The following is a 22,864-nucleotide window of genomic DNA, read 5'->3' on the forward strand; positions in this document are numbered from 1 at the left end:
GGCTGGACAACCCGAATTGGACGCCTATATTGTATAGACATATAAGCACAGCCGCGTTGTGGATGCCATGCACGTCGATACCCTCTGGTCCAACGTCCACCTGATGACCCTCGATGGCGAGGGGCTGGGTGTCCTTCGCGATGCAGTACTGGCCGCCACCGATGGCCGCATCGTGCATGTCGGCCCCGCCGGCAGCGATGCCCATCTGCAGCCGACCACCCGCATCGACGGCGAAGGCCGCTGGGTCTCACCGGGGCTGATCGACTGCCACACCCACCTGGTCTACGCCGGCAACCGCGCCAACGAATTCGAGCAGCGCCTGCAGGGCGTGAGCTATGCCGAGATCGCCCGTGCCGGTGGCGGTATCGTGTCTACCGTGCGCGCTACCCGCGCCGCCTCACCAGAGCAGCTGGCACATGAGAGTCGCCCTCGCCTGCTGGCGATGCGTGCCGAAGGCGTGACCACCATCGAGATCAAATCCGGCTACGGCCTGACCCTGCAGGACGAGCGCAAGCAGCTGCAGGTGGCCCGCGCGCTGGGCGAGGAATGCCGGGTGAACGTGGTGCCGACCTTTCTCGGTGCGCACGCGGTGCCGCCCGGTCGCCAGGCGCAGGAATACACCGATGAGGTGTGCGAGGTGATGATTCCGGCCATCGCTGCAGAAGGCCTGGCCGAGGCCGTGGACATCTTCTGCGAGAACATCGCGTTCTCGCCGGCGCAGGCCCGTCAGGTATTCGACGCTGCGCGTGCGCATGGGCTGGCGATCAAGATCCATGCCGAACAACTGAGCAACCAGCATGGCGCCGAACTGGCGGCCGGTTTCGGTGCGCTGTCGGCCGACCATATCGAACACCTGGACGACGCCGGCATCGCCGCGATGGCCGCCGCCGGTACCGTCGCCGTGCTGCTGCCCGGCGCGTTCTATTTCACCCGCGATACCACCCTGCCGCCGATCGCTGCGCTGCGCGCGGCCGGCGTACCGTTGGCGCTGGCCACCGACAGCAACCCGGGCACCTCGCCGCTGACCAGCCCGCTGCTGGCGATGAACATGGGCGCCACCCTGTTCCGCCTGACCGTGGACGAATGCATCGCTGGCTTCACTCGTGAAGCGGCGCGTGCGCTGGGCCATGGCGAGCGCATCGGCCGCCTGTCCGTCGGCATGGACTGCGACCTGGCGATCTGGGACATCGACGCCCCCGCCGACCTGGTCTATCGCATTGGATTCAACCCGCTGCACGCGCGCGTAGTGCGCGGACAGCCCGACCTGCCTGCCTCCTGGAGCAACACATGAGCAACACCCTGGTTCTTCGCCCCGGCCATGTCACCCTCGCCCAGTGGCGGCAGGCGTATCGCGGTGCGCCGCTGTCGCTTGACCCGGCCGCGTTGCCGGCGGTGCGTGCCAGTGCCGCAACGGTGGCTGCCATCGTCGCCAAGGGCGCACCGGTGTATGGCATCAACACCGGTTTCGGCAAGCTGGCCAGCGTGCGCATCGAACGCGAGGACCTGGCCACCCTGCAGCGGAACATCGTGCTCTCGCATGCCGCGGGCGTGGGCGAGCCGATGCCGGCGAATGTGGTGCGGCTGATGATGGCGTTGAAGCTGGTCAGCCTGGCCCAGGGTGCTTCCGGCGTGCGCGAGGAAACGCTGCTGCTGCTGGAAGCAATGCTGGTGAAGGGCGTGCTGCCGGTGGTGCCGGCGCAGGGCTCGGTCGGTGCCTCGGGCGACCTGGCACCGCTCTCGCATCTGGCCAGCGTGATGATCGGCGTCGGCGAGGCCTTCGTCGGCGATGAGCGCCTGCCCGCCGTGCATGCACTGGCACGCGCCGGCCTGCAGCCGGTGGAACTGGGCGCGAAGGAAGGCCTGGCCCTGCTCAACGGCACCCAGTTCTCCACCGCGTACGCACTGGCCGGCCTGTTCGAGATCGAAACCGTGTTCCAGGCCGCGCTGGTCACCGGAGCACTGTCGGTGGAAGCGGCCAAGGGCTCGGACACGCCGTTCGATCCGCGCATCCATGCCCTTCGCGGCCAGCGCGGGCAGATCGCCACCGCTGCTACCCTGCGTACGCTGATGCAGGACTCGGGAATCCGCGAATCGCACCGCGACAACGACGTGCGCGTGCAGGATCCGTACTGCCTGCGCTGCCAGCCGCAGGTGATGGGCGCGGCGCTGGACATCCTGCGCCAGGCCGCGACCACGCTGGAAATCGAAGCCAACGGCGTGTCCGACAATCCGCTGGTGTTCACCGACACCGGTGAGGCGCTGTCCGGCGGCAACTTCCATGCCGAGCCGGTGGCCTTCGCCGCCGACATGCTGGCGATGGCGGTATGCGAGATCGGTTCGATCAGCGAGCGCCGCCTGGCGATGCTGGTCGACCCTGCGCTGTCCGGCCTGCCGGCGTTCCTGACCCCGCGCCCGGGTTTGAATTCCGGCTTCATGATTCCGCAGGTGACCGCCGCTGCGCTGGTCTCGGAGAACAAACAGCGCGCCTACCCGGCCAGCGTCGATTCGATTCCCACCTCGGCCAACCAGGAAGACCACGTGTCGATGGCCGCGCACGGTGCACGCCGCCTGATGCAGATGGCCGAGAACGCGGCCAACGTGATCGGCATCGAACTGCTGGCCGCCGCGCAGGGCTGTGACTTCCATGCACCGCTTCGCTCCAGCGTCGCGCTGGAGAACGTACGCGCCACGCTTCGTGCACAGGTGCCGATGCTGCAGGACGATCGCTATTTCCACCCGGACATGGTGATCGCGACCGATCTGGTTCGCAGCGGCGCGCTGGCCAAGGGCCTGGCCGAGCTGCTGCCCACGGTGGAACCACAGGCATGAGCGGCCATCCCGATTGGCTGACCGTGCACGAGGGCGATGCGCCGCTGATCGTCAGCTTCCCGCACACCGGCAGCGAACTGCCGCATGACCTGATCGGCGACTTCCACTCGCCCTGGTTGGCGCGTCGCGATGCAGACTGGTGGGTGCATGAACTGTACGACTTCGCACGCGGCATGGGTGCGACCACCGTGCGCTCGGCCATCTCGCGCTCGGTGATCGATCTCAACCGCGATCCCAGCGGCGTGTCGCTGTACCCGGGCCAGAACACCACCGGCCTGTGCCCGTTGACCACCTTCGACAACCAGCCGCTGTACCACGCGGGTCGCGAGCCGGACGACGCCGAGATTGCCCGCCGTCGCGACACCTATTTCGCGCCGTACCACAACGCACTGGCCATGCAGATCGCACGTCTGCGTGCACGCCACGGCGCCGTGGTGGTGTACGACGCGCATTCGATCCGCTCGCACATCCCGCACTTGTTCGATGGCGAGCTGCCGCAGTTCAACCTCGGCACCGCCGGGCCGTCCGGTGCACCGGACACCTCCTGCGACAACGCGCTGAGCGATGTGGTGGAGAACCTGCTGGCGCTCAGCGGCATGAGCCACGTGCGCAACGGCCGCTTCAAGGGCGGCTGGATCACCCGCCACTACAGCAGCATTGCCGGTGGCGTGCACAGCCTGCAGATGGAACTGGCTTGCCGCGGCTACATGCACGAACCGCTACCCGACCAGGTGGACGAGCACAGCTGGCCCACCCCGCTCGACCCCGACCACGCTGCACCGCTGCGCCACACCCTGGCGCAGGTGCTCAACGCCTGCCTTGAATTCGCTACGAACCGGAGCGCCGCATGACCCGCAACGACCCGTCCCGCACCATCGCCGCCCCGACCGGCAGCACGCTCACCGCCAAGAGCTGGCTCACCGAAGCGCCCCTGCGCATGCTGATGAACAACCTGCACCCGGACGTGGCCGAGCGGCCGCAGGAGCTGGTGGTGTACGGCGGCATCGGCCGTGCCGCACGCGATTGGGAGAGCTTCGATGCCATTGTCGAAACCCTCAAACGCCTGGACGACGACCAGACCCTGCTGGTGCAGTCCGGCAAGCCGGTGGGTGTGTTCCGTACCCATGCCGATGCACCGCGCGTGCTGATCGCCAATTCCAACCTGGTGCCGCGCTGGGCCAACTGGGACCACTTCAACGAACTGGATAAGAAGGGCCTGGCGATGTACGGCCAGATGACCGCCGGCAGCTGGATCTACATCGGCGCACAGGGCATCGTGCAGGGCACCTACGAAACCTTCGTGGAAATGGGCCGCCAGCACTACAACGGCAGCTTGGCCGGCAAGTGGCTGTTCACCGGCGGACTGGGTGGCATGGGCGGCGCGCAGCCGCTGGCCGCCGTGATGGCTGGTGCCTCGTGCCTGGCGGTGGAATGCCGCAAGAGCAGCATCGAAATGCGCCTGCGTACCGGCTACCTGGATACCTGGACCGACGATCTGGATGAGGCCCTGCGCCTGATCGAAGAATCGTGCACCGCCAAGAAACCGCTGTCGGTCGGCCTGCTCGGCAATGTCGCCGACGTGCTGGACGAACTGCTGATACGCGGCGTGAAGCCGGACCTGCTGACCGACCAGACCTCCGCGCACGACCCGGTCAACGGCTACCTGCCGCAGGACTGGACGGTGGAAGAATGGGATGCCAAGCGTGCAACCGCACCGAAGGAAGTGGAGAAGGCCGCGCGTGCGTCGATGGCCAACCACATCCGAGCCATGCTCGGCTTCCACTCACTGGGCGTGCCGACCGTGGACTACGGCAACAACCTGCGGCAGATGGCGCTGGAAGAAGGTGTCGAGAACGCGTTCGATTTCCCGGGCTTCGTGCCGGCCTACATCCGCCCGCTGTTCTGCCGTGGCATCGGCCCGTTCCGTTGGGCAGCGCTGAGCGGCGACCCGGAAGACATCGCCAAGACCGATGCGAAGGTGAAGGAGCTGATTCCGGACAACCCGCACCTGCACCGCTGGCTGGACATGGCCGCCGAGAAGATCAAGTTCCAGGGCCTGCCGGCGCGCATCTGCTGGGTCGGCCTGGGCGACCGCGATCGGCTGGGCCTGGCCTTCAACGAGATGGTCGCCAATGGTGAACTGAAAGCACCCGTGGTGATCGGTCGCGACCATCTGGACAGCGGCAGCGTGGCCTCGCCGAACCGCGAAACCGAAGCGATGGCCGACGGCTCCGATGCAGTGTCCGACTGGCCGCTGCTCAATGCACTGCTCAACACCGCCAGTGGCGCGACCTGGGTGTCGCTGCACCATGGCGGCGGCGTCGGCATGGGCTTCTCGCAGCACGCCGGCATGGTGATCGTCTGCGATGGCACCGAAGCGGCAGCCAAGCGGATTGCACGCGTGCTGTGGAACGACCCGGCAACGGGCGTGATGCGCCATGCCGATGCGGGCTATGAGATCGCCATTGAGTGCGCGAAGGAGAAGGGGCTGGATCTGCCGGGGATTCTGGGCTGATCGAGTGTCGCCGGGCGTGGCCCGGTGCTACCTTGAACGTGTGGTAGTGCCGGCCGCTGGCCGGCACCACCTGGTGTTGGGACGCTCTGGTAAATGCCGATCTTGGTCTGCGCTCGCACAGCTACATCAGTGCCGAAGCGACCACGGATGCCCTTACTCGGATACTGTCCGACGCATCATCCTTCAGCGCTTTGATCAAGGAGACGACTTCTGCTGCGCCCTTCGTCGAAACCATCTCCTTCAGGCAGGCAATCAACACATCTCTGTGTAGATCACTATTCAGCAATCTGCAGATGAACGTCTCTAACCATTCTGGTGCCACGGTACGCATGTACGGAGCCGATTGGACAAGCGCAGAAATCAAAATCTCGCTGTCACTTGTCTCGACGAGATGAAGCAGCCCCCACATGACTTCATGATGCGGAGTGTCATCGGCGAATGTCGAAAAGAGGACTCCCAGCTCCCGCCTGGAAAATCCCTGTCCTGAGAGTGCCTGCACTGTGCGGTCGAAGGCGCTGACCTCTTCCGAAGTTCGCATTCGCGAAACGCGTAGAAACTCGTCCAGCAGCTGGTCTTTCATCATGGTATCGGTGGAAGAGCCTGACGGGCCTTTCACTGTTTTCACCAGTGGATCAGAGGAGGCAAAGCAGATTGCACGGGCGCTGTGGAACGATCCCGCGATCGGCGAGAAACACCGCCTGACCATTGCAAAGTGCTACCGAGAAACACCAGCAGATAGCGCCCCCATATCGGGCTACTTCCGTACCAGCGGCTTCACATCAATCGCATAGTGCGGAAACGACGGCTCCGCGAAGTTCCTCAGCATATGCAGATGCGGCAGCAACTTGATCCTACGCAGATTGCTGAGCCCCACCTCTCCACCACGGACCAACGCTGGCTCAAAGCCATACATCTCATCCGCCAATAGGGCCCCATGCATCTTGGCTGCTCGATCAAACAGCAGTTGTTCGTCCCCATCCTGGAAATCAAAATCGTCAAGCTCCGCACAGGCGAAGAAGGCCCTGATTCCGCCATCCTGTCGTTCAAGAGACTTGGATCTCAAACGGTTCTGCAGAGCAAACACCTCACAGCGAATTGGATCAATGCTCAGTCCAGCGCCTGACTCTTCGCCGCACAGGAAGAGCTTTCCAAATCCGGTCCTGGCAAATACATGGTAGGTATCGATCAAGGGAAATGGCGTACCAGCCAACCATGCGCCCATTGCACCTTCGTAGTCGTCTGGATTCACCGTCCACAGCCGTCCATCGCCATAATTGGCCCATCCATCCCGACGCCAATAGCTCAATAGCGATTCAGGCAAGATGCCCGCCCACCTGGTGAAGCTGGTCTCTGGCACCGGAACGCGTTCATTCGCCTCGCCGAAGCTCTCGATGAAGAGCGCGAAATCCTGATCTTCTTCCGTTTTCCTTGCCATGCAGGGATGTCTCGTCAGTGCGAACTGAAGCCCTCTTATATCTGATGCTTCATCAGGTTCTAAGCGGCATTTACGACAGCCCATCGGAACTCCTCGCACTCACGCAGCCGCACGCCCCGCTTGACCCTGTGCGACACCGTGACCAAGATGCGCCATCGCCGCTGACGGATCACCGCGATGTACCGCACCCTTGCCGCCGCATTGCTCTGTGCCCTGTTTGCCGCTCCGCCAGTTTCAGCGCGAGACATCCCCACTGGCCTCTCTTCCCTGCTCGATACCCAGCTGCAGGCCAACCGCGAGCGCTACGGCATTGCCGGCCAGTCGGTGCTGGTCGCCTACAACGGCAAAGTGCTGTACCAAGGCGCCAGCGGCGAGCGCGATCCGGCTACCCACGCGCCCGCCACCGTCGATTCCATCTTCGCCGCGCAGTCGATGGCCAAGCTGCTGACCAGCACGCTGGTGATGCAGCTGGTGGACCAGGGCAAGGTGGATCTGGATGCACCGGCCAGCCGTTATGTGCCGGACCTGCCACCCGCATGGCAGGCCGTCCACGTGCGTGACTTTCTCAACCACAGTTCGGGCATCGGCGAGTACTACGACCGCGTGGACAACCGCTGGATAAGCAAGGGCTACACCGGCGTAGCGCCGGACCTTACCGCCGCACTGAAGGTCGCTGGCTCGGCGCCGATGCAGTTCACCACCGGCAACCGCGTGCAGTACACGCAGGCCAACTACCTGGTGCTCACCGCGTTGCTGGAAACGCATTACCGCAAGCCCTATCCGGCCATCGCGCGCGAACGCATCCTGCAACCACTGAAGATGCGCAGTACCTCATGGGGCGCAGCCAGCGTGCCGGCGCAGCGCGCGGCAGTGTCTTACATCGGCAAGGAGGGGCAACTGCAGCAGGCCAACGAAGATCCCTGGCCGAACTACGGCTGGGGCCATGCCGATCTGCAGACCACCGTGGGCGACATGAACCGTTTCCTGCAGGCGCTGGCAACCGGCAAGCTGGTGCGTACGGCAACACTCGAAACGCTGTGGCAGCCACAAAAATTGACCGATGGCGGCAGCAACTTTTTCTCTACCGGTTGGGATACCACCCGCAGCGACGGCTACACCCAGGTCGGTCACGACGGCGGCACCCGCGTGCGGGCGCGGCTGGCCTACAAGGGCACGCTGGCCAGCGGCTACTGGGTCTTCGTGTACCTGACCAATGGCAGCGCCCGCAATGTCTGGTCGAGCACGCTGGTGGACAGCACGATGGCAGTGGCCGCGCCGGGCGAGTTTCCGCGTGCGGCACTGGCCGAACGCTTGATCGGCTACGCCATGAGCAGCGACAGCGGTAGCGAAAGCGCCCTGCGTGAATGGCTGCGCACAAGCAGTGGCATTGCTTCCAACGAGCTGGAGCTGGCCATCAACGGAACCGGCTACGCGATCCGCAACAATCTGGGTGATCGCCCCGCACTGAAGGTCTTCACCCTCAACACCGCGCTGTATCCGACCTCGGCCAATGCCTGGGACAGCCTAGCCGAATGCCATGCAGCGCTGGGCGAGCAGGAGACCGCTGATCGGCTGTATGCAAAGTCGAAGGGGCTGGCGAAACCCTCGCCGTAGATTCTTCTGTGGATCCAGGCCATGCATCGGGCGAGCCCATACGCACCCGGTGGGTGACGTACCGCACCCGACCTGTTAACTTGCGCGCCTGTTTTTTGGTTTACAGACTGTCCGCATGCCCTTCCTGCCGTATCGCCCCACTCTCTGCCCGCAGTCGCTGGCCGTCATGCTTGGCCTCGCCACCACCGCCCACGCCGCGCCACAGGCCACCACCCTTGATGCGGTGCAGGTCACTGCCGCCGATGCCAGCGCGCAGGCGCGCGAGGCGCTGAAGCGCGTGCCGGGCGCCAGCAACGTGATCGACGTGGCCAAGGCGGGCAGCCGCCTGGCCAGCAGCGCCGACGTATTGGCCTACCAGCCGGGCATCAGTGCGCAATCACCGGGCAACGAAGGCACCAAGGTGTCGATCCGCGGCTCGGGCATCAACCGTGGCCCGGGTGCACATGCTTCAGGCATCGCGGTGTCGATCGACGGCCTGCCACTGACTGGCCCCGGTGGCACACCCTACGAGTTGCTGGAGCCTCTGTGGCTGTCGCGTGTGGAAGTACTGCGCGGGGCCAACGGTTTCGAGCGCGGCGCGCTGGCGCTCGGCGGTGCCATCGACTACGTCAGTCGCAGTGGCCGCGATTCGGCTGGCGTGCAGCTGCACTACGAAGCCGGCAGCCGCGGCTACCAGAAGCGCGGGATCAGCTGGGGCGGCGTCAGCGGCGATGTCGATTACTTCCTGGCCTATTCCGATACCGAATTCGACGGCTATCAGCGGCATGCATCTGGCGATGGCAAGGGCGCGATGGCCAACATCGGCTGGCAGATCACCCCCGATCTGCAGACCCGCTTCTTCGTGCGCTACCGCGAAACCAACCACGAGACACCCGGGCGCCTGACCCGCGAGCAGATCCGCAATGATCCGCGCGCGGCGAACGCGGCCAACCTGGCCATCGATGCGCGCCGTCCGCAACCGGGCAGCACCTGGGTGGGCAATGTCACGACCCTGCAGATCGACGAGGTTTCGTCGCTGCAGGCCGGGGTGGTCTATCACAAGTACCCGATGGACTTGAACGAAAGCCTATACCGCCAGCAGCTGGACTACGCCAATCTCAATGCCACGCTGGACTACCGTCGCCGGCACACGCTGTTCGGTTTGGACAGCGAGACCACCATCGGGCTGCGCGTTACCCACGACCTGGATGCCGATGTGCGCGAGTCGCTGCGCTTTGCCAACAACGGTTATGCCGCCGGTACCCGCACGCGCGACTTCCGCCACCACGGCACCGACAGCACGCTGCATATCGGCAACAATCTGGCCGTGAATGAGCGCCTGCGCGTGCAGACCGGCTTTGCGCTGATCAACACCCGCCGCGATGTGCAGGTCACCTGGCCGAGCAGTGGTGGCCGCCTGCGCGAGCACGATTGGGACTACGCGCCGCGGCTGGGCTTCACTTGGCAGCAGACGCCGCAGACGCAGTGGTTCGGCAACCTCAGCCGTTCGGTGGAAGCGCCTCATCCGTGGTCGATGATCTGGGGCTCGAACCAGTACTTCGGCGCGGGCAATGGTCCGTCGACTGGCCGCCAGCGCGCGCCGGTGCCGATGCAGAACCAGACCGCGACCACGTTGGAACTCGGTGCACGCGGCGACGCCGCGCTCGGCCGCTGGGAACTGACCGGCTACTACGCGCACGTAAACCACGAGCTGCTGAGCGTGGAACTGCAGCCGGTGCCGAACCTGTTCATCGCCGAGAACAACGCCAGCCCCACCGTGCACCGTGGCATCGAGGCCGGACTGGACAGCACCGTGTGGCAGGGCGCACCGGGCCGTTTGTCACTGCGCCAGGCCTATACCTTCAGCGACTTCCGCTATCGCCATGACACGCGCTTCGGCAGCAACCGCCTGCCGGGTCTGCCGCGCCATGCGTACCAGGCCGAACTTCGCTTCGACCACGCCTCGGGTCTGTATGCCGCACTGAACACCGAGTACGCCTCGCGCATCGCGGTGGACTACGCCAACAGCTACTGGGCCGACAGCCACGTCATCTTCGGCAGCCGCATCGGTTACGACGCACCGGGCGGCCGCTGGCAGCTGTGGGCGGAGATGCGCAACATCGGTGACCGCCATTACGCCGCCACCGTCACCCCCGGTTACAACGATGCCGGCAAGGACGTGGCGCGCTCCACGCCGGGCGAAGGCCGCGGCGTGTATGCGGGCGTGCGCTGGCGCTTCGACTGATTTGTGAGGGGAGCGCCGGGCATGACCCGGCGTTCCTGAGATCACGCAATGCGCCAGGACGGCAGGCGCTCACTGCGCCGCCAGACCGTGGGCGCGAAGCCCATCATCAACAGCCCTGCCAGCCACTTCGGCGACGTGCTGAGCAGCGTAGCGGCCAACGCGGCATCCAGCGGCGCGGCGTCCTCCTGCCAGGGGTTGTAACCGAGGTAGATGATGCTGCCTGCCCACCACAGCAGGGCCACGCCGATACCCACCAGCAGCAGGGCCATCGTGCGGCAGGTCCAGCGCTGGGAGGTCGTCCCCCACTCGCGGGAAATGGCCACCAGCAGGCCAACCACCAGCAGCGACACCAGGGCGACCAGGCCGATGTCAACCTTGTGCCCGATGCGTTCATAGGTGCAGGCGCGGCATTGGGCTTCTTCTGTGGCCGCCTCCGTTGTGGGCGGGGCCGCTGTGGGCCCGGACTGGGCCAGCGCCGCGAAGGGCATCAACAGGGCGAGCATCGCCACCATCAACCAACGAACGAACTTCCTGTTACTGCGTGCAGCGACATCCATGCGCTTCTCCTTGCGTGTGATTTGAATTCAACGTCGTGGCAGATCCTGCTACAACGCCTTGAACACCTGCATCAGGCTGACCGCACCCGGTGCCAGCTCCTGCGCAAGCCAGCCCAGACCGGCGAAGAACACCAGCAGGCCCAGCAGCGGCCAGATCGTATGCGACAGGCACAACCGCCACCACCCCTGCTCCTGCATGCCCTGCATACGCTTGTACAGACCACCGGCGATGGCCGCATCCACCAGCAGCTCAGCCATCAGCACCGGCGCCGACCACACCACCCATACACTGGCGAGCAGCACCGTAGCCACCAATGCGATGATGCCGAGAACGGCCAGCAGCGACAGACCCGCCTCACCGTCGGCTACGTCCAGCAACGACGTGCTGTCGGCACTCGTGCTGGAGGACGCTGCGGATTCGCCCCACGAGGCGGACGCGCCACCACCGCCGGAATGCCCACCGCTGCCACTCCACGGCGATCCCTGGCTGCCACCGCCGCCGGGCCCGGAACTCAATCCGTCGGCCACCGCATCCCAGCGCCAACGGATCCAGGTCCACATCAGCAGCAGGAACACGCCATAGGCCATCAGCACGGCCAGGGGATAGCGCAGCAGCATCGCGTCCATGCCCGCCAGGCGCAGCAGGTGCGAGGTGAGGAACCCTGCGGCGCCGGTCAGCACAACGATCAGGGCCATCTGCAGCCGTGGCCAGCCGTGATGCTGCAGTTGCCGACGGGCGCGCATCGCTTCGGTGTCGCGGCTGCCCGGCAGCGAAACGGGCTGGCGTCCGTGCCTCATGTCGCCGCCTTGGTCACCGCCTCGATGCAATGGCCATCAGGATCGATCACGAAGGCCGCGTAGTAGTGGTCGCCGTAATCCGGGCGTAGACCCGCAGGCCCATTGTCCTGGCCTCCGGTTTCCAACGCAGCACGATGGAAGGCATCAACGGCCACGCGCGTGGTTGCCGCCAACGCCAGATGGAAGCCGGGTCCCGGCGCCGCCGCATCGTCGCGCAGCTTCAGGCAGAGCAGGTCTTCATCATCGACCAGGCCATAGCCGATCGCGGTGTCGTCTTCGAAGACGCGGCGATAGCCAAGCGCTGCGAGCACCGCATCATAGAAGCGGCCTGCGGCTTGCAGATCGCGAACCCCGAAAGAAAGATGGTGCAGCATGCGGACATCCTTGCCTGGCACGCGGTTGATGGTTGGCGGATTGTAACCACGAATCGAGGCCGCTGCCTGCCAACTCACATGCGTGCCGGATGCTGCAATGCAGGACGACGATGGAGGCGGCGACATTGCAACCGGCCCATCCTGGCAACCAGCCAGGACTCGCGATGCGTCTCCCGGCGCGGGTGATTCAAGCAGGTGGTGCAGCCGCCTTCAACAACTGCGCCGCCACCTGGTCGAACGGGGCGATGTCCTGCAGCGCGCGGCTCATCGCCACTGCCCCTTCCACGCTGGCAATCACCAGGCTGGCCAAGCCGGCCGCTTGGGCAGGCACATGACCATCGGCGACGAACGCTTCAGCCAGGCGTCCCTGCCAGCGCACGAATACTTCGGCGGCAGCCGCACGCGGCTGGCTGGACGCGACCTCCACTGGCTCCTCGACGGCCGCCGCCAGCACCGGGCAGCCCGCGCGAAAGCCGGTGCGCAGCAGGCGCTCGCGCCACAGCGCCAGGAACTGCTGCAACCCCTGCACCGCGCCACCCTTCAGCAGCTCGATCAGCAGCACCTCCACCTTGTCGCCGGCCATGGTGGTGGCCCGTGCCAGCAGTTCCTGTTTGCCACCCGGGAAGTGGTGATAGGTGGACCCCAACGGCGCTTCTGCCAGCTTGGTCACTTCGCGGATGCTGGTGGCATTGAGGCCTACCCGCGCGAGCATCTGTGCCGCGGCATCGATCACACGCTGGGGGGCATCGGATGATCGCGGGCTCACGGCAGGCTCCTTGCTAAGACAGTCGTCATAGACTAGCGTATCGACCGTTCTATAACAGTCGTCATAGTCATGAATCTCTGGTTCCGCCTGCTCCACCTGCTGCTGTGCAGCCTGTTCCGGCCGAAGCTGGAGGCCCCGTTCGGCGTCTCCCGCCTGCAGTACCGGGTGCTGCCCAACGACCTGGACAGCAACCTGCACATGACCAACGGCCGCTACTGGAACATCTTTGACCTGGGCCGGCTGGACCTGATCCTGCGCATGGGGCTGGGCAAGGTGGCGCTGCGTGAGAAGTGGGCGCCGATCGTTGGCGCCGGCACCATCCAGTTCCGACGCGAGCTGAAGCCGTTCCAGCGCTTCACCCTGGAAACGCGGCTGGTCGGCTGGGTCGGCACACGCGGCATCATGGAGCAGCGCGTACTGATCGGCCCGGAGCAGAAAACCGCCACGCGTGCGCTGCTGATCACCGGCATCTATGACCGCCGCGCGCGGCAGTTCGTCGGCATGCCGCAGATGATGGAATCGATCGGCGTGGTTGCTCCGCCCTCACCGGCCCTGAGTGCGGCAGCCGAGGCACTGCTGGCTGCCGATCTGGCGTTGAAGCAGGACCATGATTGATCCCTGCAGTCCGGTTCTCAGCGCTTCGGCAGGCTTGCTTTTGCGCGCGTGATCGCCGCTTCCGCCATCGGCGCCATCAGCGCATAGCCCTTCGCCGTCGGGTGCACGCCATCGGTTGCCAACTGCGCATCCAATCCGCCGGCACGGTTGGCCATCGCTGCGTAATAGTCCAGATAGACCAGGCCCCGTGCATCGGCATGGTGCTTCAGCGCAGCATTCAATGCACGCACCTTGGGCGCAGGCGCGATGCCCGGCATCCACGGGTACTCGCTGACCGGCAACACCGACGCCAGCACCACCGCGATGCCATGCGCCTTCGCCAGATCCAGCATGGCCTGCAGGTTGTCCTCGATCATCGCCTGCGTGGACGGGCCGGTATTGCCGGCGATGTCATTGGTGCCGGCCAGAATCACCACCACGCTCGGGCGCAGCGCCAGCACATCCTGCGAAAAACGCACCAGCATCTGCGCGGTGGTCTGCCCGCTGATGCCACGATTGAGGTAGCCCTTGCCGGGGAAGAACGTGCTGCTGCCTTCCTTGCCCCAGCCTTCGGTGATCGAATCGCCGAAGAACACCACGCGTGGCTGGCCGGCCCGTGGCGCGGGCAAAGCAGCATTGGCTGCGCGGTACTTCTGCAGCTGCGGCCAATCGGACAGACGCTGCTGCATGAAGCGCACTTCGTCCGGCTGCACCTGCTGCACTGGCTTGGTCAGCAATGGATTGCTGGCCGCCTGCACCAACACTGGCGTGGCCAGCGCTGCCATGAGCACTCCGGCCGCTAGCCAGACCATTGAAGCCCTGATGCGCATGAGCATCCTCCGTTGTCGACCCGCGCAGTCTAGCGCGACCGGCCAATGGTCATTCTGCCGCCGCAGCCGACCTTGCCGCCACACCCGTCACCTTGGCCGGCATCCACATGCCCGGCGTCCAGCCACTGGCCTGCAGGATCGCCTTCGGGTTGTCCTGCTGGATCAGCGCGCGCACAGCATCGCGCTTGTTGTCGGCCTGCAGGTAATACGCTTTGGCGATGCGATAGCCCACCCAGTAACCCAGATCGTAAGGCTCCTGCGAACCCGGCGTGTAGTTGTAAAGCCAGGGCTTCAGATCGGTGCTGTCCATATCCAGCGCGAACGCGCTTTCGATATGCACTTCCCTGCCCCGCGTCCAGCCTGCATGCCGGCCATTGCCGACGTTGCCGGAAATCAGTTCGGCGATGAACTCGGCGATACCCTCACCCAACGACTCGCGCAGTACCGTCGCCCGCGGGTCGCCTGCTTCGTACTCGCTTACTCCGGTCTGCTGGATATGCACGTACTCATGGGCGATCACGTGCACGAAGCGGTCCTGCGCGTTGGCGTTCATGAAGTCGGCCGCGCACAGCGCTTCCAGGCCGATCACCACTCCGTTCGGGTGCGTCATACCTACTGGCTTGCCGCGCCCCACCACGATCGCTACCGGCGGGAACTTCGCCTGCGGGTAGATCGCCTGCAGGTTGGCGAATACCTGCACCAGTCGTTGCCGCACCGCAGGCAACTCCACCAGACAGGCCCGCCCATTCGCATACACCGCAGGCTCGCGCGCCATTGCTTCGGCCATGCGCTCGGCGGTCACCCGGCGCAGCTTGGCGAACTGGGCCAAGCTCGGCGTGCCCTGTGCCAGGTACTGCTCCAGCTGGGCCACGCTCGGCTTGCCTCCGGCGGCCTCGTACAGCGCGTAGAAACGGGTGGCATCGGTGGTCAGGATTTCCGGTCCCGCCGCCTGGGTGGCGCCGATCACCCCGCCGAGGGCCAGGGCAAGCAGGCAACGCAACGACACGAACATGGCTCCGTCCTTGGTGGAGTGCACGCGAAGCGCGCAATCTATCACCGTGTCAGCGCATGCGCTGCCGTATCGTGCAACGCCCTCCCCTGCTGTGCCAGACTCGCGGCGAGCGGCTGCCATGGAAGCAAGGGGAAGACAGGATGATGATCGTTCCAGCCTACTGGGCCGAAGCCCGCCTGCAGGACAGGTACAGGGGCCGGCCGGTGGTGGTCCGCCGGTTCGGCTGGTCCGACGACGACCAAGGTGCCGCACAGGCCCACGCCGATGCGCGTGCACGCGAAGCGCTCGATGCCATCCTCAGCGGCCAGACCGTGCCGCGTCGCGAGCGACGGACCAACTACGGTGTCGAGGGCATCCCGATCCGCGAGCAGATCGTGCAGCGCAGGGATGATGTCATCGTCACCCGCAACAGCTATGGCGCGCTGTGCCTGAACGCCCCCGACGTACTGTTCGCCGACATCGACCATGTGCCCACTCCGTCGGGCTGTGCTTTGCCACTGCTCGGTGCACTCGGGCTGCTGGCAGCCGGTGCACTGATCGGCGGAGCCCTGGGCAACCTCAATATCGGCCTGGGAGCCGGCGGCATCGCGATGGTGGTGATCAACCAGATCATGTCGCAGCGGCGCAAGCAACGATTGGCCCGGTCCGGCGGCGTCGAAGGCATCGCACTGCAGCGTGTGCAGGCGTTCGTCGAACACCGTCCCGACTGGCACCTGCGCGCCTACCGCACTCCGGCCGGGCTGCGCGTGCTGGCGATGCATGCCACGTTCGAACCACAGGATGCGCAGGTGCATGCCTTCTTCAAGGCATTGGGCACCGACACGTTGTATGCACGCATGTGCACACTGCAGCATTGCTTCCGTGCGCGGCTGACACCCAAACCTTGGCGGCTTGGCATCATCGCGCGCATCCGTCCACCGGTGGCGGCCTGGTCGGCCGAGCAGGCCAGCAACCCCGACCGTCTGGCGTGGATCGCCGAATACGAAAGGAAAAGTGCCGGTTTCGCTGCATGCGCCTATGTGCGCAGCTTCGGCGACGAGCAACGCGTGGACGCCAAGGCCGAACGCGTGCGCGACCTGCACGATCGGATGTCGCGTGCGCTGGAGAACCTGCCGCTGGGCTGAGTGCCCGTCGTGCTCAGCGGCCGCCCTGCACGAAGGGTTGGCCCGCCAGCGTGGTTCCCACCTGCACAGCGACCTGCCGCCCATCCTTGGCGAAGGTGCTGCTGCAGTTGTTGCCACCCTTCTGGCAACCCACTTCCGGGAAACCCTCCAGTGCTTCGGGCGCATCGCGTGGCGGGTTCGCCTGCCACCCTGCGGCATCAAGCAGTCGCTTGGCCTTGGTATAGGGCATGCCGGGGGTGATGCCCAGCGCTGCCAGCTCAGCCGGCAGCGGCTGGGCGAGTGCAGTTCCCGGGACAAGGGAAATCGACAGCGATACGGCGAGGATGAAGGCCTTCATGGAGCGAACCCGTAGCAGACATCAGATGCGCAGCGTACCGCAGCTTTGTGGCCGGTCCATGCCTGCATCACAGATGGTTACGCAACACCCACAGGGGGATACCTGGACACGACGCCTGAATCAGAAAGGCCGCCCCGGAGGGCGGCCTTGCCGGATTACTTCGCGTTCTTCACGTAAGTGTCAAACCAGTTGAGCATTTCATGGACCAGCTGTTCGTTCGACTCCAGCGCGGTGTACCAGTGCGGTTCGTTCGGCAGCATCACCAGGCGGGTGGTACCACCATTGCCACGGATCGCCTGGTACAGCTTGCGCGACTGGAACGGCTCGGTGCCCGGGTTGGCATCGTCCTCGCCATGGACCAGCAGCAGCGGCAGCTTGATCTTGTCGGCGTAGAAGAACGGCGAGGCCTTCAGGTACACGTCCTGCGCCTGCCACACCGAGCGGCGCTCGTTCTGGAAGCCGAACGGGGTGAAGGTCTTGTTGTACGAGCCACTGGTCGCCACGCCGGCCCTGAACAGGTTGGTGTGGGCGATCAGGTTGGCGGTCATCAGGCCACCATGGCTGTGGCCGGTCACGCCGATGCGGTTGCGGTCGACCACACCCAGTTCCACGGCCTTGTCCACCGCTGCCTTGGCATCGGCTTCCAACTGTTCCAGATAGGTGTCGTAGGCGTTCTTCGGGTCACCCACGATCGGGAACGAGGCGTTGTCGATGATCGCGTAGCCGGCCAGCAGCATCAGGCGGTACGGCTGCAGACGGGTGAAGGTCTGCTGCGAACCGGACACCTGCCCGGCCTGCGCGGCATTGGCGAAGTCGGCCGGGTACGCATACAGGATCGCCGGTACGCGCTGGCCTTCCTTGTAGCCCGGCGGCGTGTACAGGGTGAACGACAGGTCCACGCCATCGGCGCGCTTGTAGGTCACCAGGCGTTTCTGGATCTGCCGCACTTCCGGCGTCGGGTCGACCAGCTTGGTCAACGCGGTGGGCCTGGACTCGAACTGCGCTTCGCCGGCCTTGGCATTGTCGATGCGCTCACCGAGCAGCCGCACGAATGCGTTCGGCGGATCGATCACCGACTGGTGCCAGGTCAGGAAGCGACCCGGCGTATTGCTGAATCCCAGGAACTGCTCATACGCATCGGCATCGCTGCGGAACAGGCGTTCAGTCTTCAAGGTGCCCAGGTCGAGCGCATCCAGGAACGGACGGTCGCCCTGCGGCGACGCACCCTGCCCGCGCAGGAACACGGTGTTGCCCTCCTGGCGCACCACCGGCGCACCGCTGGGCAGGCGCTTGAACACGAGGTTGCCCGGGTTGCCGTACAGCTCATCACTGGACATGTCCCACAGCAGACGCCCTTCCTTCTTCGGCTGGTCCACATCGACGATGCGGGCCTGCATCCAGTGGCGGTTCTCGTCGTTCTCGAACTGGAACGACACGGCCGGGTCGGCCGACCACGCGAAGCCCTCGAAGCGCTGTGCAGTGCGGGCGATTTCCACCGGCTTGCCGGTGAACGGCGCCTTCAGCATCAGCACGCGATCGCGATGCGGCACGCTCACCTTCCAGTCGCCCTTGTCCAGCGCTTCGGCATAGACCAGGGTGGCCGGGTCGGTGGAGCGCCAGTCGTAACCGCGGGGGCCTTCCGGCACACCGTGTACCGGCACGCGATCGGCCAGCGGCAGGCTGGCCAGCACCGTGTTGCGGCCATTGGCCAGGTCCAGCACCGCCACATCATTGGCGAAGCGCTGGTAGGTCACCGCGTGCGAGAACGGCGCCTTCAGGGTCTCGGTCAGCACATGCACGCCATCGGGCGCCGCGTTGACGTCGTTGTACAGCGCCGGCTGGCCAACCGGGCGCACGCTGCCGGCAGCGGTATCGACCACCGCCAGCTGCGAGGCACCGTAATAGGCGAACAGCTTTTCATCGTGCACGCTGGTCAGCGTGTCGCGCGCTTCATAGGTGCTGCTCTCGCCACTGCTGCCCAGCGATTCCTGCGCGTCCGGACCGGTGGGCGTGCCGCCGTTGGACGGCGCCGGCCCCTGGTTGGCCGGCACCAGCTTCACCAGCAGGCTCTGGCTGCCCCCCAGCCACTGCACGGTGCTGCCGAAAATGGGGTTCAGCTGCACGTTCGGCACCTGCTTCACCTGGCCGGTGGCGGCGTCGCCCACCCACAGCTGCACGCTGGTATCGACCGCATTCTGGAAGGCGAAACGGTTGCCATCGGCCGACCACTGCGCGGCCCCTGCGCAGCCCTGCGGCAGGTTGACCTTGGTGCTCTTGCCGCTGGCGATCTCGACCAGGGTGAAGTCGGCCACGCAGGCCGGAATGCCGTAGCCGCCGGGGGTGTCGTGGCGGCTGCGGTTCTTCGGTTCCAGGCGCACGCCGGCCAGCTTCAGGTATGGCTGGGCCACCCGGGTGATGGACGGATAGGTCTGTGCGGTGGTCAGTAGCAAGCGCTGGCCGCTGGGGTCGATGTTCGGTGCCGGCGGCGGCGGGGCCTTGAGTACCTTGAGCAGGTGTTCCGGCGGCTTGGCGTAGTCGGCGAAGGCCGGGCCGGCGGCCAACAGGCCGAGCGTGGCAACGGCAACGGCCGCCACCAGAGAGGTACGACGGATGAGCATCCTTTTCCCCTGGGGTGTGAGTTGGGTACCCGCACGGCGGGCATGGGCCGAATCTAACACCCCCGGCCCACCGGGAAATGGGCCGGAAGGGCTAGTCGCCCCATCCTGCAAAGCGTGGCCCTGCCTGGCCTGGCCTCCTCCCTGGATGCCCCTCACTTACTGCCGCGCGTGCAGTTCCCAGGTGGACAGATAATCGGGATCGATCACTGTCACGCCACTGGAGCGCAACTGGTACTCACCCGGCGCGGCCGGCAGATACTGGTCCAGCATCGGCGGCAGATAGCGCTCGTGTCCGTCATCGCCATCGGCCAGCACCAGCCCTTCTTCGGCACTGACCCTCAGCACGGTGCCGGCAAACTGCTCCAGCCCCTGCACCTGGCCATCGCCACCAAAACGGGTAACGCCCACCAGTACCAGCTTGCCAATCATCTGCGCGGCCTTGGCATCATCCAGATCCAGGGGCGGCAGGGCTCCTCTCGATTCGTTGCTCATCGTGCACCTCGGAAGCCTGCGTGGACATCGTGGACGAGATGCGCGCCCAGTGCTGCAAAGGAAACAGCATCGTGGGGCGACTCGCATGCATGTAGTGGCTCTGCGCACTGCGGGATGCAGAGCCAACCATCGGCGCTCAACTCACGGAAGAATTCTGTCTGAGGCTGCATGAACCGCAGCAGCGGTTTCAGCATGTTCGCCAACATCAGCACACGCTATCTGGGCGACAGGCCGGTTGCTGATGCGGTAGGTGTACGCGTGAACAGGTCTGTGCATCGCGGGCCTCCTTGCCGGGGGAGTGGCCGTGCAGGCCACGTTCAACGCTGCGCAATGTGCAGGAAACGGGCTGGCGGGTGTCGGTCGCGGGATAGCCGCAGGCCTGCAACTCAAGGCCATGCCTGCGCTTGATCATCTACACGATTGGATGCTGCCACCGCTCACGGAATGGCGAAGTGAAGAAAATTCCGCGGCATCCGGGCCGGGCAACCCCGCTTGCAGCAAATGCCTGAGCCAAACGCGCTCTGCCCCGATTCCAGCAGTCGTCAATTGCATTTAACCTGTGATTCACCTGGCCCACCTTAGGGTCAGCGCTCAACATGCAGGGAACGCTTATGTTTGGGTACGCATTCACACGGCTGTGGGCAATCGCCCTATGTTCGGCCTCGCTCTGCGCCTGCACACACGCGACTGACCATTCGTCGACCTCTCAAGGACCCGTTACCATGGCATCGACTGCCTCCGACGCCGCAACGCCGTCTGCACTCAGCGCAGACCAACTCCTGTTGCGCCTGCTGGATCTGATCAAGAACACCACCTCCACCCGTGAACTGACCCTGGAACGGGTATCGCAGGCTATGCAGGCGCCCGCGCAGCGTTTCGGCCCGGGGCACTTCGGCTACGGTGGCACGCTCACTCCAGAGTGGAGCTACGGCCTCGAAATCAGGAAGGCTGGCGCCGCCGATGCGCGCCTGGATCTCAATTTCATCGATACCACCGCCGAGCGCAAAGCCAACGCAACGGCGATCTGCCAGGTCGACTTCGACCAGTTCGCCTCCGGTCTGCAGGCCGCGGGCTTCAAGCGCGACACCATCCGCGGCGAGCACGGCCGGGTCATCCATGACCGTTTCGATCGCCCGGATCTGACCATCAAGGTCGACACGATGGCTGAGGATTCAACCCCGTCTGGCAAGCCGGCGCATGCCTGCGTCCGCCTTGTGACCGTGCAGTAAGGAGCACCGCACCATGCCTACGCTTTCAGCGGATACGGAACGCCTGCTGACCGAATTTGCAGGAAAACCCGATGTAACGACCGATCAGGTCGACAACCTTCGCAAGGCCATTGCCAATTCTCCGGCGCTGGCAACCCAGGTCGACTCGGCCATCGCCGCCGGTCATCTGCAGCGCTTTGAGCTGCTGCCTGCCGACAGCAGTGTGGGCGGCGAGTACGACGGCGGCGCAAAGACGATCAGCCTGCCGGCATCCAGTCTGTCCAACCCGGCAGCCCCGGACAAACACGACGCTGCAGAGCTGACCTTCGTGCTGGGCCATGAGCTACAGCACGGGTTCAATGATGCAGCGACCGAACGGGCCTATAAGCAGTTTGATTCCGATATTGCAAACATTGCCGCACGCGATTCGACCCACGACTACACGCAGGCCATCGGCACCCTGCTCGCAGCCAACCGGCGCGACGAGGCATCGGCGAACATCGAGGGCTGGAATGCGCTGGTGGGCATGGTCAAGACCGCCAACCCGGACGCCACGCTGCAGAATGTCTACGAAGCAAGTACCCGCGCCAAGGAATTCGTGCGCGTGCAGCCCGGCCCGCCGATGACCTATACCGCGCATCCGGACCTCACACTCAATGCAGACCTGAGCATGACCGCCACTGCCGCCAACATCGAGGGCATGGGCAAGCACTACTACGACGAAGGTGTGTCGTCCGGGCTGGGCCCCAACGGCAATTCTGACTACCAGAATTTCTACGCTGCCTCTGCCATCAGTCGCGCCTGCGAGGAAGAGGCCAAGAACCCATCACCCGATGGCATCAGCAGAATGTCGGTAAACATGGCACAGCTGGGCCTGCAGGAAAGCCTGCTGGAACAGAACGGCCTGTATCTGGGCGAGGGCACGCCGCCACGACAGCCCTACTTCGATACCAGCACCTCGCCGTCCACATTGCATTATTTCGACCACACCGAGGGCACTTACGCCCACGTGCCCATCACGGCACAGGCAACCACACCCGTGCCGACCGAAGCGCAGGCTGCGCCGTTGGCGGGTGGCAACGACCGTGCCCTGCACGATCAGATCCGCGGCAAGGTGGCCGAGCTGGATGCCGCCAACGGCCGCAGCTTCGATGCCTCCAGTGAACGCCTGAGCGCAAGCCTGCTGGTGCTGGCCCGCGAGAACGGCCTGGACCGCGTGGATCATGTGGTGCTCAGCCGACAGTCGGGGGATGTCGCCGCGGCGCAGAATGTGTTCGTGGTGAAGGGCGCACTGGATGATCCTGCGTCGCTGCGCGCATCGGCAGCCACTGCTGAAGCCGCACAGCGGCCGGTGCAGGAAAGCCTGGACAGCCTCGCCATCGTCAACCAGCGTCAAGCCGACCACGCATCGCAGGAGCAGACGCGCCAGCAGGTGCAGGTGCAGGAGCAGCAGCGCAGCGCGCTGTCGCATTGACGACACGGGCGGCACCGGGCATCGCCCGGCGCAACCCAGGCATCGGCCACGCTAGAATGCCCT

Annotated in this window: 21 protein-coding genes; 10 read left to right on the forward strand and 11 right to left on the reverse strand. The window is 65.3% G+C overall.

Annotated features, from left to right (window positions below; all coding sequences use genetic code 11):
- The first annotated feature begins 67 nt into the window (after positions 1-67).
- From hutI to hutU, 4 genes are read left to right on the forward strand one after another with little or no spacing between them, the layout of a single operon-like run.
- Positions 68-1,291, forward strand: a complete 1,224-nt coding sequence (hutI, locus tag ACEF39_RS13205; RefSeq protein WP_500285373.1) for an imidazolonepropionase — start codon at positions 68-70, stop codon at positions 1,289-1,291.
- Entirely contained in the window at positions 1,288-2,829 is a 1,542-nt protein-coding gene (gene hutH, locus ACEF39_RS13210) for a histidine ammonia-lyase (RefSeq protein ID WP_500285374.1), read from the forward strand. The genes hutI and hutH overlap by 4 nt, the downstream gene beginning before the upstream one ends.
- A complete protein-coding gene (gene hutG, locus ACEF39_RS13215) occupies positions 2,826-3,680 on the forward strand; it encodes an N-formylglutamate deformylase (protein WP_500285375.1) in 855 nt (284 codons plus the stop codon). Before hutH ends, hutG begins: the two co-directional genes overlap by 4 nt.
- On the forward strand, positions 3,677-5,344 hold the full coding sequence (hutU, locus tag ACEF39_RS13220) for a urocanate hydratase (protein WP_500285376.1): 1,668 nt from the start codon (positions 3,677-3,679) through the stop codon (positions 5,342-5,344). The genes hutG and hutU overlap by 4 nt, the downstream gene beginning before the upstream one ends.
- Positions 5,345-5,465: 121 nt before the next feature.
- On the opposite strand, the gene ACEF39_RS13225 is transcribed toward hutU, so the two are convergent.
- Together ACEF39_RS13225 and ACEF39_RS13230 are read right to left on the reverse strand one after the other, a co-directional pair.
- Positions 5,466-5,924, reverse strand: coding sequence for an Imm30 family immunity protein (locus tag ACEF39_RS13225; protein ID WP_500285377.1), 459 nt, complete (start codon positions 5,922-5,924; stop codon positions 5,466-5,468).
- A 174-nt stretch (positions 5,925-6,098) separates the two neighbouring features.
- A complete protein-coding gene (locus tag ACEF39_RS13230) occupies positions 6,099-6,779 on the reverse strand; it encodes a GAD-like domain-containing protein (RefSeq protein ID WP_500285378.1) in 681 nt (226 codons plus the stop codon).
- 177 nt (positions 6,780-6,956) lie between these two features.
- On the opposite strand from ACEF39_RS13230, the gene ACEF39_RS13235 reads away from it, so the two are divergent.
- Both ACEF39_RS13235 and ACEF39_RS13240 read left to right on the forward strand, forming a co-directional pair.
- Complete coding sequence (locus tag ACEF39_RS13235; protein WP_500285379.1) at positions 6,957-8,393, forward strand: serine hydrolase domain-containing protein; 1,437 nt, start codon at positions 6,957-6,959, stop codon at positions 8,391-8,393.
- Positions 8,394-8,508: 115 nt separating this feature from the next.
- Positions 8,509-10,617 (forward strand): TonB-dependent receptor family protein, encoded by a 2,109-nt coding sequence (locus ACEF39_RS13240; protein ID WP_500285380.1) that lies wholly within the window; start codon positions 8,509-8,511, stop codon positions 10,615-10,617.
- Positions 10,618-10,658: 41 nt separating this feature from the next.
- Here ACEF39_RS13240 and ACEF39_RS13245 read toward each other — a convergent pair whose 3' ends face one another.
- The 4 genes from ACEF39_RS13245 to ACEF39_RS13260 form a co-directional block, all read right to left on the reverse strand.
- The gene (locus tag ACEF39_RS13245) at positions 10,659-11,174 is read right to left on the reverse strand and encodes a hypothetical protein (protein WP_500285381.1); all 516 of its coding nucleotides are present in this window, start codon (positions 11,172-11,174) and stop codon (positions 10,659-10,661) included.
- A gap of 48 nt (positions 11,175-11,222) precedes the next feature.
- Positions 11,223-11,972, reverse strand: a complete 750-nt coding sequence (locus ACEF39_RS13250; RefSeq protein WP_500285382.1) for a hypothetical protein — start codon at positions 11,970-11,972, stop codon at positions 11,223-11,225.
- Complete coding sequence (locus ACEF39_RS13255; protein ID WP_500285383.1) at positions 11,969-12,346, reverse strand: VOC family protein; 378 nt, start codon at positions 12,344-12,346, stop codon at positions 11,969-11,971. The genes ACEF39_RS13250 and ACEF39_RS13255 overlap by 4 nt, the downstream gene beginning before the upstream one ends.
- 187 nt (positions 12,347-12,533) lie before the next feature.
- Positions 12,534-13,112, reverse strand: coding sequence for a TetR/AcrR family transcriptional regulator (locus ACEF39_RS13260; RefSeq protein ID WP_500285384.1), 579 nt, complete (start codon positions 13,110-13,112; stop codon positions 12,534-12,536).
- 69 nt (positions 13,113-13,181) lie between these two features.
- On the opposite strand from ACEF39_RS13260, the gene ACEF39_RS13265 reads away from it, so the two are divergent.
- Positions 13,182-13,727: a thioesterase family protein gene (locus ACEF39_RS13265; protein WP_500285385.1), complete on the forward strand. Its 546-nt coding sequence runs from the start codon at positions 13,182-13,184 to the stop codon at positions 13,725-13,727.
- Positions 13,728-13,744: 17 nt separating this feature from the next.
- Here the strand turns inward: ACEF39_RS13265 and ACEF39_RS13270 are convergent, their stop codons facing one another.
- Positions 13,745-14,491, reverse strand: a complete 747-nt coding sequence (locus ACEF39_RS13270; RefSeq protein ID WP_500285386.1) for an SGNH/GDSL hydrolase family protein — start codon at positions 14,489-14,491, stop codon at positions 13,745-13,747.
- Positions 14,492-14,585: 94 nt separating this feature from the next.
- A complete protein-coding gene (locus ACEF39_RS13275) occupies positions 14,586-15,548 on the reverse strand; it encodes a DUF2268 domain-containing putative Zn-dependent protease (RefSeq protein ID WP_500285387.1) in 963 nt (320 codons plus the stop codon).
- 140 nt (positions 15,549-15,688) lie between these two features.
- Here ACEF39_RS13275 and ACEF39_RS13280 point away from each other — a divergent pair, with 140 nt between their 5' ends.
- The gene (locus tag ACEF39_RS13280; protein WP_500285388.1) at positions 15,689-16,672 is read left to right on the forward strand and encodes a hypothetical protein; all 984 of its coding nucleotides are present in this window, start codon (positions 15,689-15,691) and stop codon (positions 16,670-16,672) included.
- Between the two features lie 13 nt (positions 16,673-16,685).
- Here ACEF39_RS13280 and ACEF39_RS13285 read toward each other — a convergent pair whose 3' ends face one another.
- The 3 genes from ACEF39_RS13285 to ACEF39_RS13295 form a co-directional block, all read right to left on the reverse strand.
- The gene (locus ACEF39_RS13285) at positions 16,686-17,009 is read right to left on the reverse strand and encodes a hypothetical protein (protein ID WP_500285389.1); all 324 of its coding nucleotides are present in this window, start codon (positions 17,007-17,009) and stop codon (positions 16,686-16,688) included.
- 155 nt (positions 17,010-17,164) lie between these two features.
- Positions 17,165-19,627, reverse strand: a complete 2,463-nt coding sequence (locus ACEF39_RS13290) for a S9 family peptidase (protein WP_500285390.1) — start codon at positions 19,625-19,627, stop codon at positions 17,165-17,167.
- Between the two features lie 156 nt (positions 19,628-19,783).
- Positions 19,784-20,119: a hypothetical protein gene (locus ACEF39_RS13295; RefSeq protein WP_025876944.1), complete on the reverse strand. Its 336-nt coding sequence runs from the start codon at positions 20,117-20,119 to the stop codon at positions 19,784-19,786.
- 722 nt (positions 20,120-20,841) lie between these two features.
- On the opposite strand from ACEF39_RS13295, the gene ACEF39_RS13300 reads away from it, so the two are divergent.
- Positions 20,842-21,348, forward strand: coding sequence for a hypothetical protein (locus ACEF39_RS13300; protein ID WP_500285391.1), 507 nt, complete (start codon positions 20,842-20,844; stop codon positions 21,346-21,348).
- 13 nt (positions 21,349-21,361) lie between these two features.
- Positions 21,362-22,801, forward strand: coding sequence for an XVIPCD domain-containing protein (locus tag ACEF39_RS13305; RefSeq protein ID WP_500285392.1), 1,440 nt, complete (start codon positions 21,362-21,364; stop codon positions 22,799-22,801).
- Positions 22,802-22,864 lie beyond the last annotated feature (63 nt).

The organism is Stenotrophomonas indicatrix, assembly GCA_041545745.1.
In the GTDB taxonomy this organism is placed as follows: domain Bacteria; phylum Pseudomonadota; class Gammaproteobacteria; order Xanthomonadales; family Xanthomonadaceae; genus Stenotrophomonas; species Stenotrophomonas indicatrix_A.

Coding starts and splice junctions, on each gene's coding strand:
- ACEF39_RS13305 (WP_500285392.1), top strand. CDS start 21,362: ATGCCTACGCTTTCAGCGGATACGGAACGCCTGCTGACCGAATTTGCA.
- ACEF39_RS13225 (WP_500285377.1), bottom strand. CDS start 5,924: ATGAAAGACCAGCTGCTGGACGAGTTTCTACGCGTTTCGCGAATGCGA.
- ACEF39_RS13250 (WP_500285382.1), bottom strand. CDS start 11,972: ATGAGGCACGGACGCCAGCCCGTTTCGCTGCCGGGCAGCCGCGACACC.
- hutH (WP_500285374.1), top strand. CDS start 1,288: ATGAGCAACACCCTGGTTCTTCGCCCCGGCCATGTCACCCTCGCCCAG.
- ACEF39_RS13235 (WP_500285379.1), top strand. CDS start 6,957: ATGTACCGCACCCTTGCCGCCGCATTGCTCTGTGCCCTGTTTGCCGCT.
- hutI (WP_500285373.1), top strand. CDS start 68: ATGCACGTCGATACCCTCTGGTCCAACGTCCACCTGATGACCCTCGAT.
- ACEF39_RS13280 (WP_500285388.1), top strand. CDS start 15,689: ATGATGATCGTTCCAGCCTACTGGGCCGAAGCCCGCCTGCAGGACAGG.
- ACEF39_RS13240 (WP_500285380.1), top strand. CDS start 8,509: ATGCCCTTCCTGCCGTATCGCCCCACTCTCTGCCCGCAGTCGCTGGCC.
- ACEF39_RS13265 (WP_500285385.1), top strand. CDS start 13,182: ATGAATCTCTGGTTCCGCCTGCTCCACCTGCTGCTGTGCAGCCTGTTC.
- ACEF39_RS13295 (WP_025876944.1), bottom strand. CDS start 20,119: ATGAGCAACGAATCGAGAGGAGCCCTGCCGCCCCTGGATCTGGATGAT.
- ACEF39_RS13255 (WP_500285383.1), bottom strand. CDS start 12,346: ATGCTGCACCATCTTTCTTTCGGGGTTCGCGATCTGCAAGCCGCAGGC.
- ACEF39_RS13270 (WP_500285386.1), bottom strand. CDS start 14,491: ATGGCAGCGCTGGCCACGCCAGTGTTGGTGCAGGCGGCCAGCAATCCA.
- ACEF39_RS13230 (WP_500285378.1), bottom strand. CDS start 6,779: ATGGCAAGGAAAACGGAAGAAGATCAGGATTTCGCGCTCTTCATCGAG.
- ACEF39_RS13285 (WP_500285389.1), bottom strand. CDS start 17,009: ATGAAGGCCTTCATCCTCGCCGTATCGCTGTCGATTTCCCTTGTCCCG.
- hutG (WP_500285375.1), top strand. CDS start 2,826: ATGAGCGGCCATCCCGATTGGCTGACCGTGCACGAGGGCGATGCGCCG.
- ACEF39_RS13300 (WP_500285391.1), top strand. CDS start 20,842: ATGGCATCGACTGCCTCCGACGCCGCAACGCCGTCTGCACTCAGCGCA.
- hutU (WP_500285376.1), top strand. CDS start 3,677: ATGACCCGCAACGACCCGTCCCGCACCATCGCCGCCCCGACCGGCAGC.
- ACEF39_RS13290 (WP_500285390.1), bottom strand. CDS start 19,627: ATGCTCATCCGTCGTACCTCTCTGGTGGCGGCCGTTGCCGTTGCCACG.
- ACEF39_RS13245 (WP_500285381.1), bottom strand. CDS start 11,174: ATGGATGTCGCTGCACGCAGTAACAGGAAGTTCGTTCGTTGGTTGATG.
- ACEF39_RS13275 (WP_500285387.1), bottom strand. CDS start 15,548: ATGTTCGTGTCGTTGCGTTGCCTGCTTGCCCTGGCCCTCGGCGGGGTG.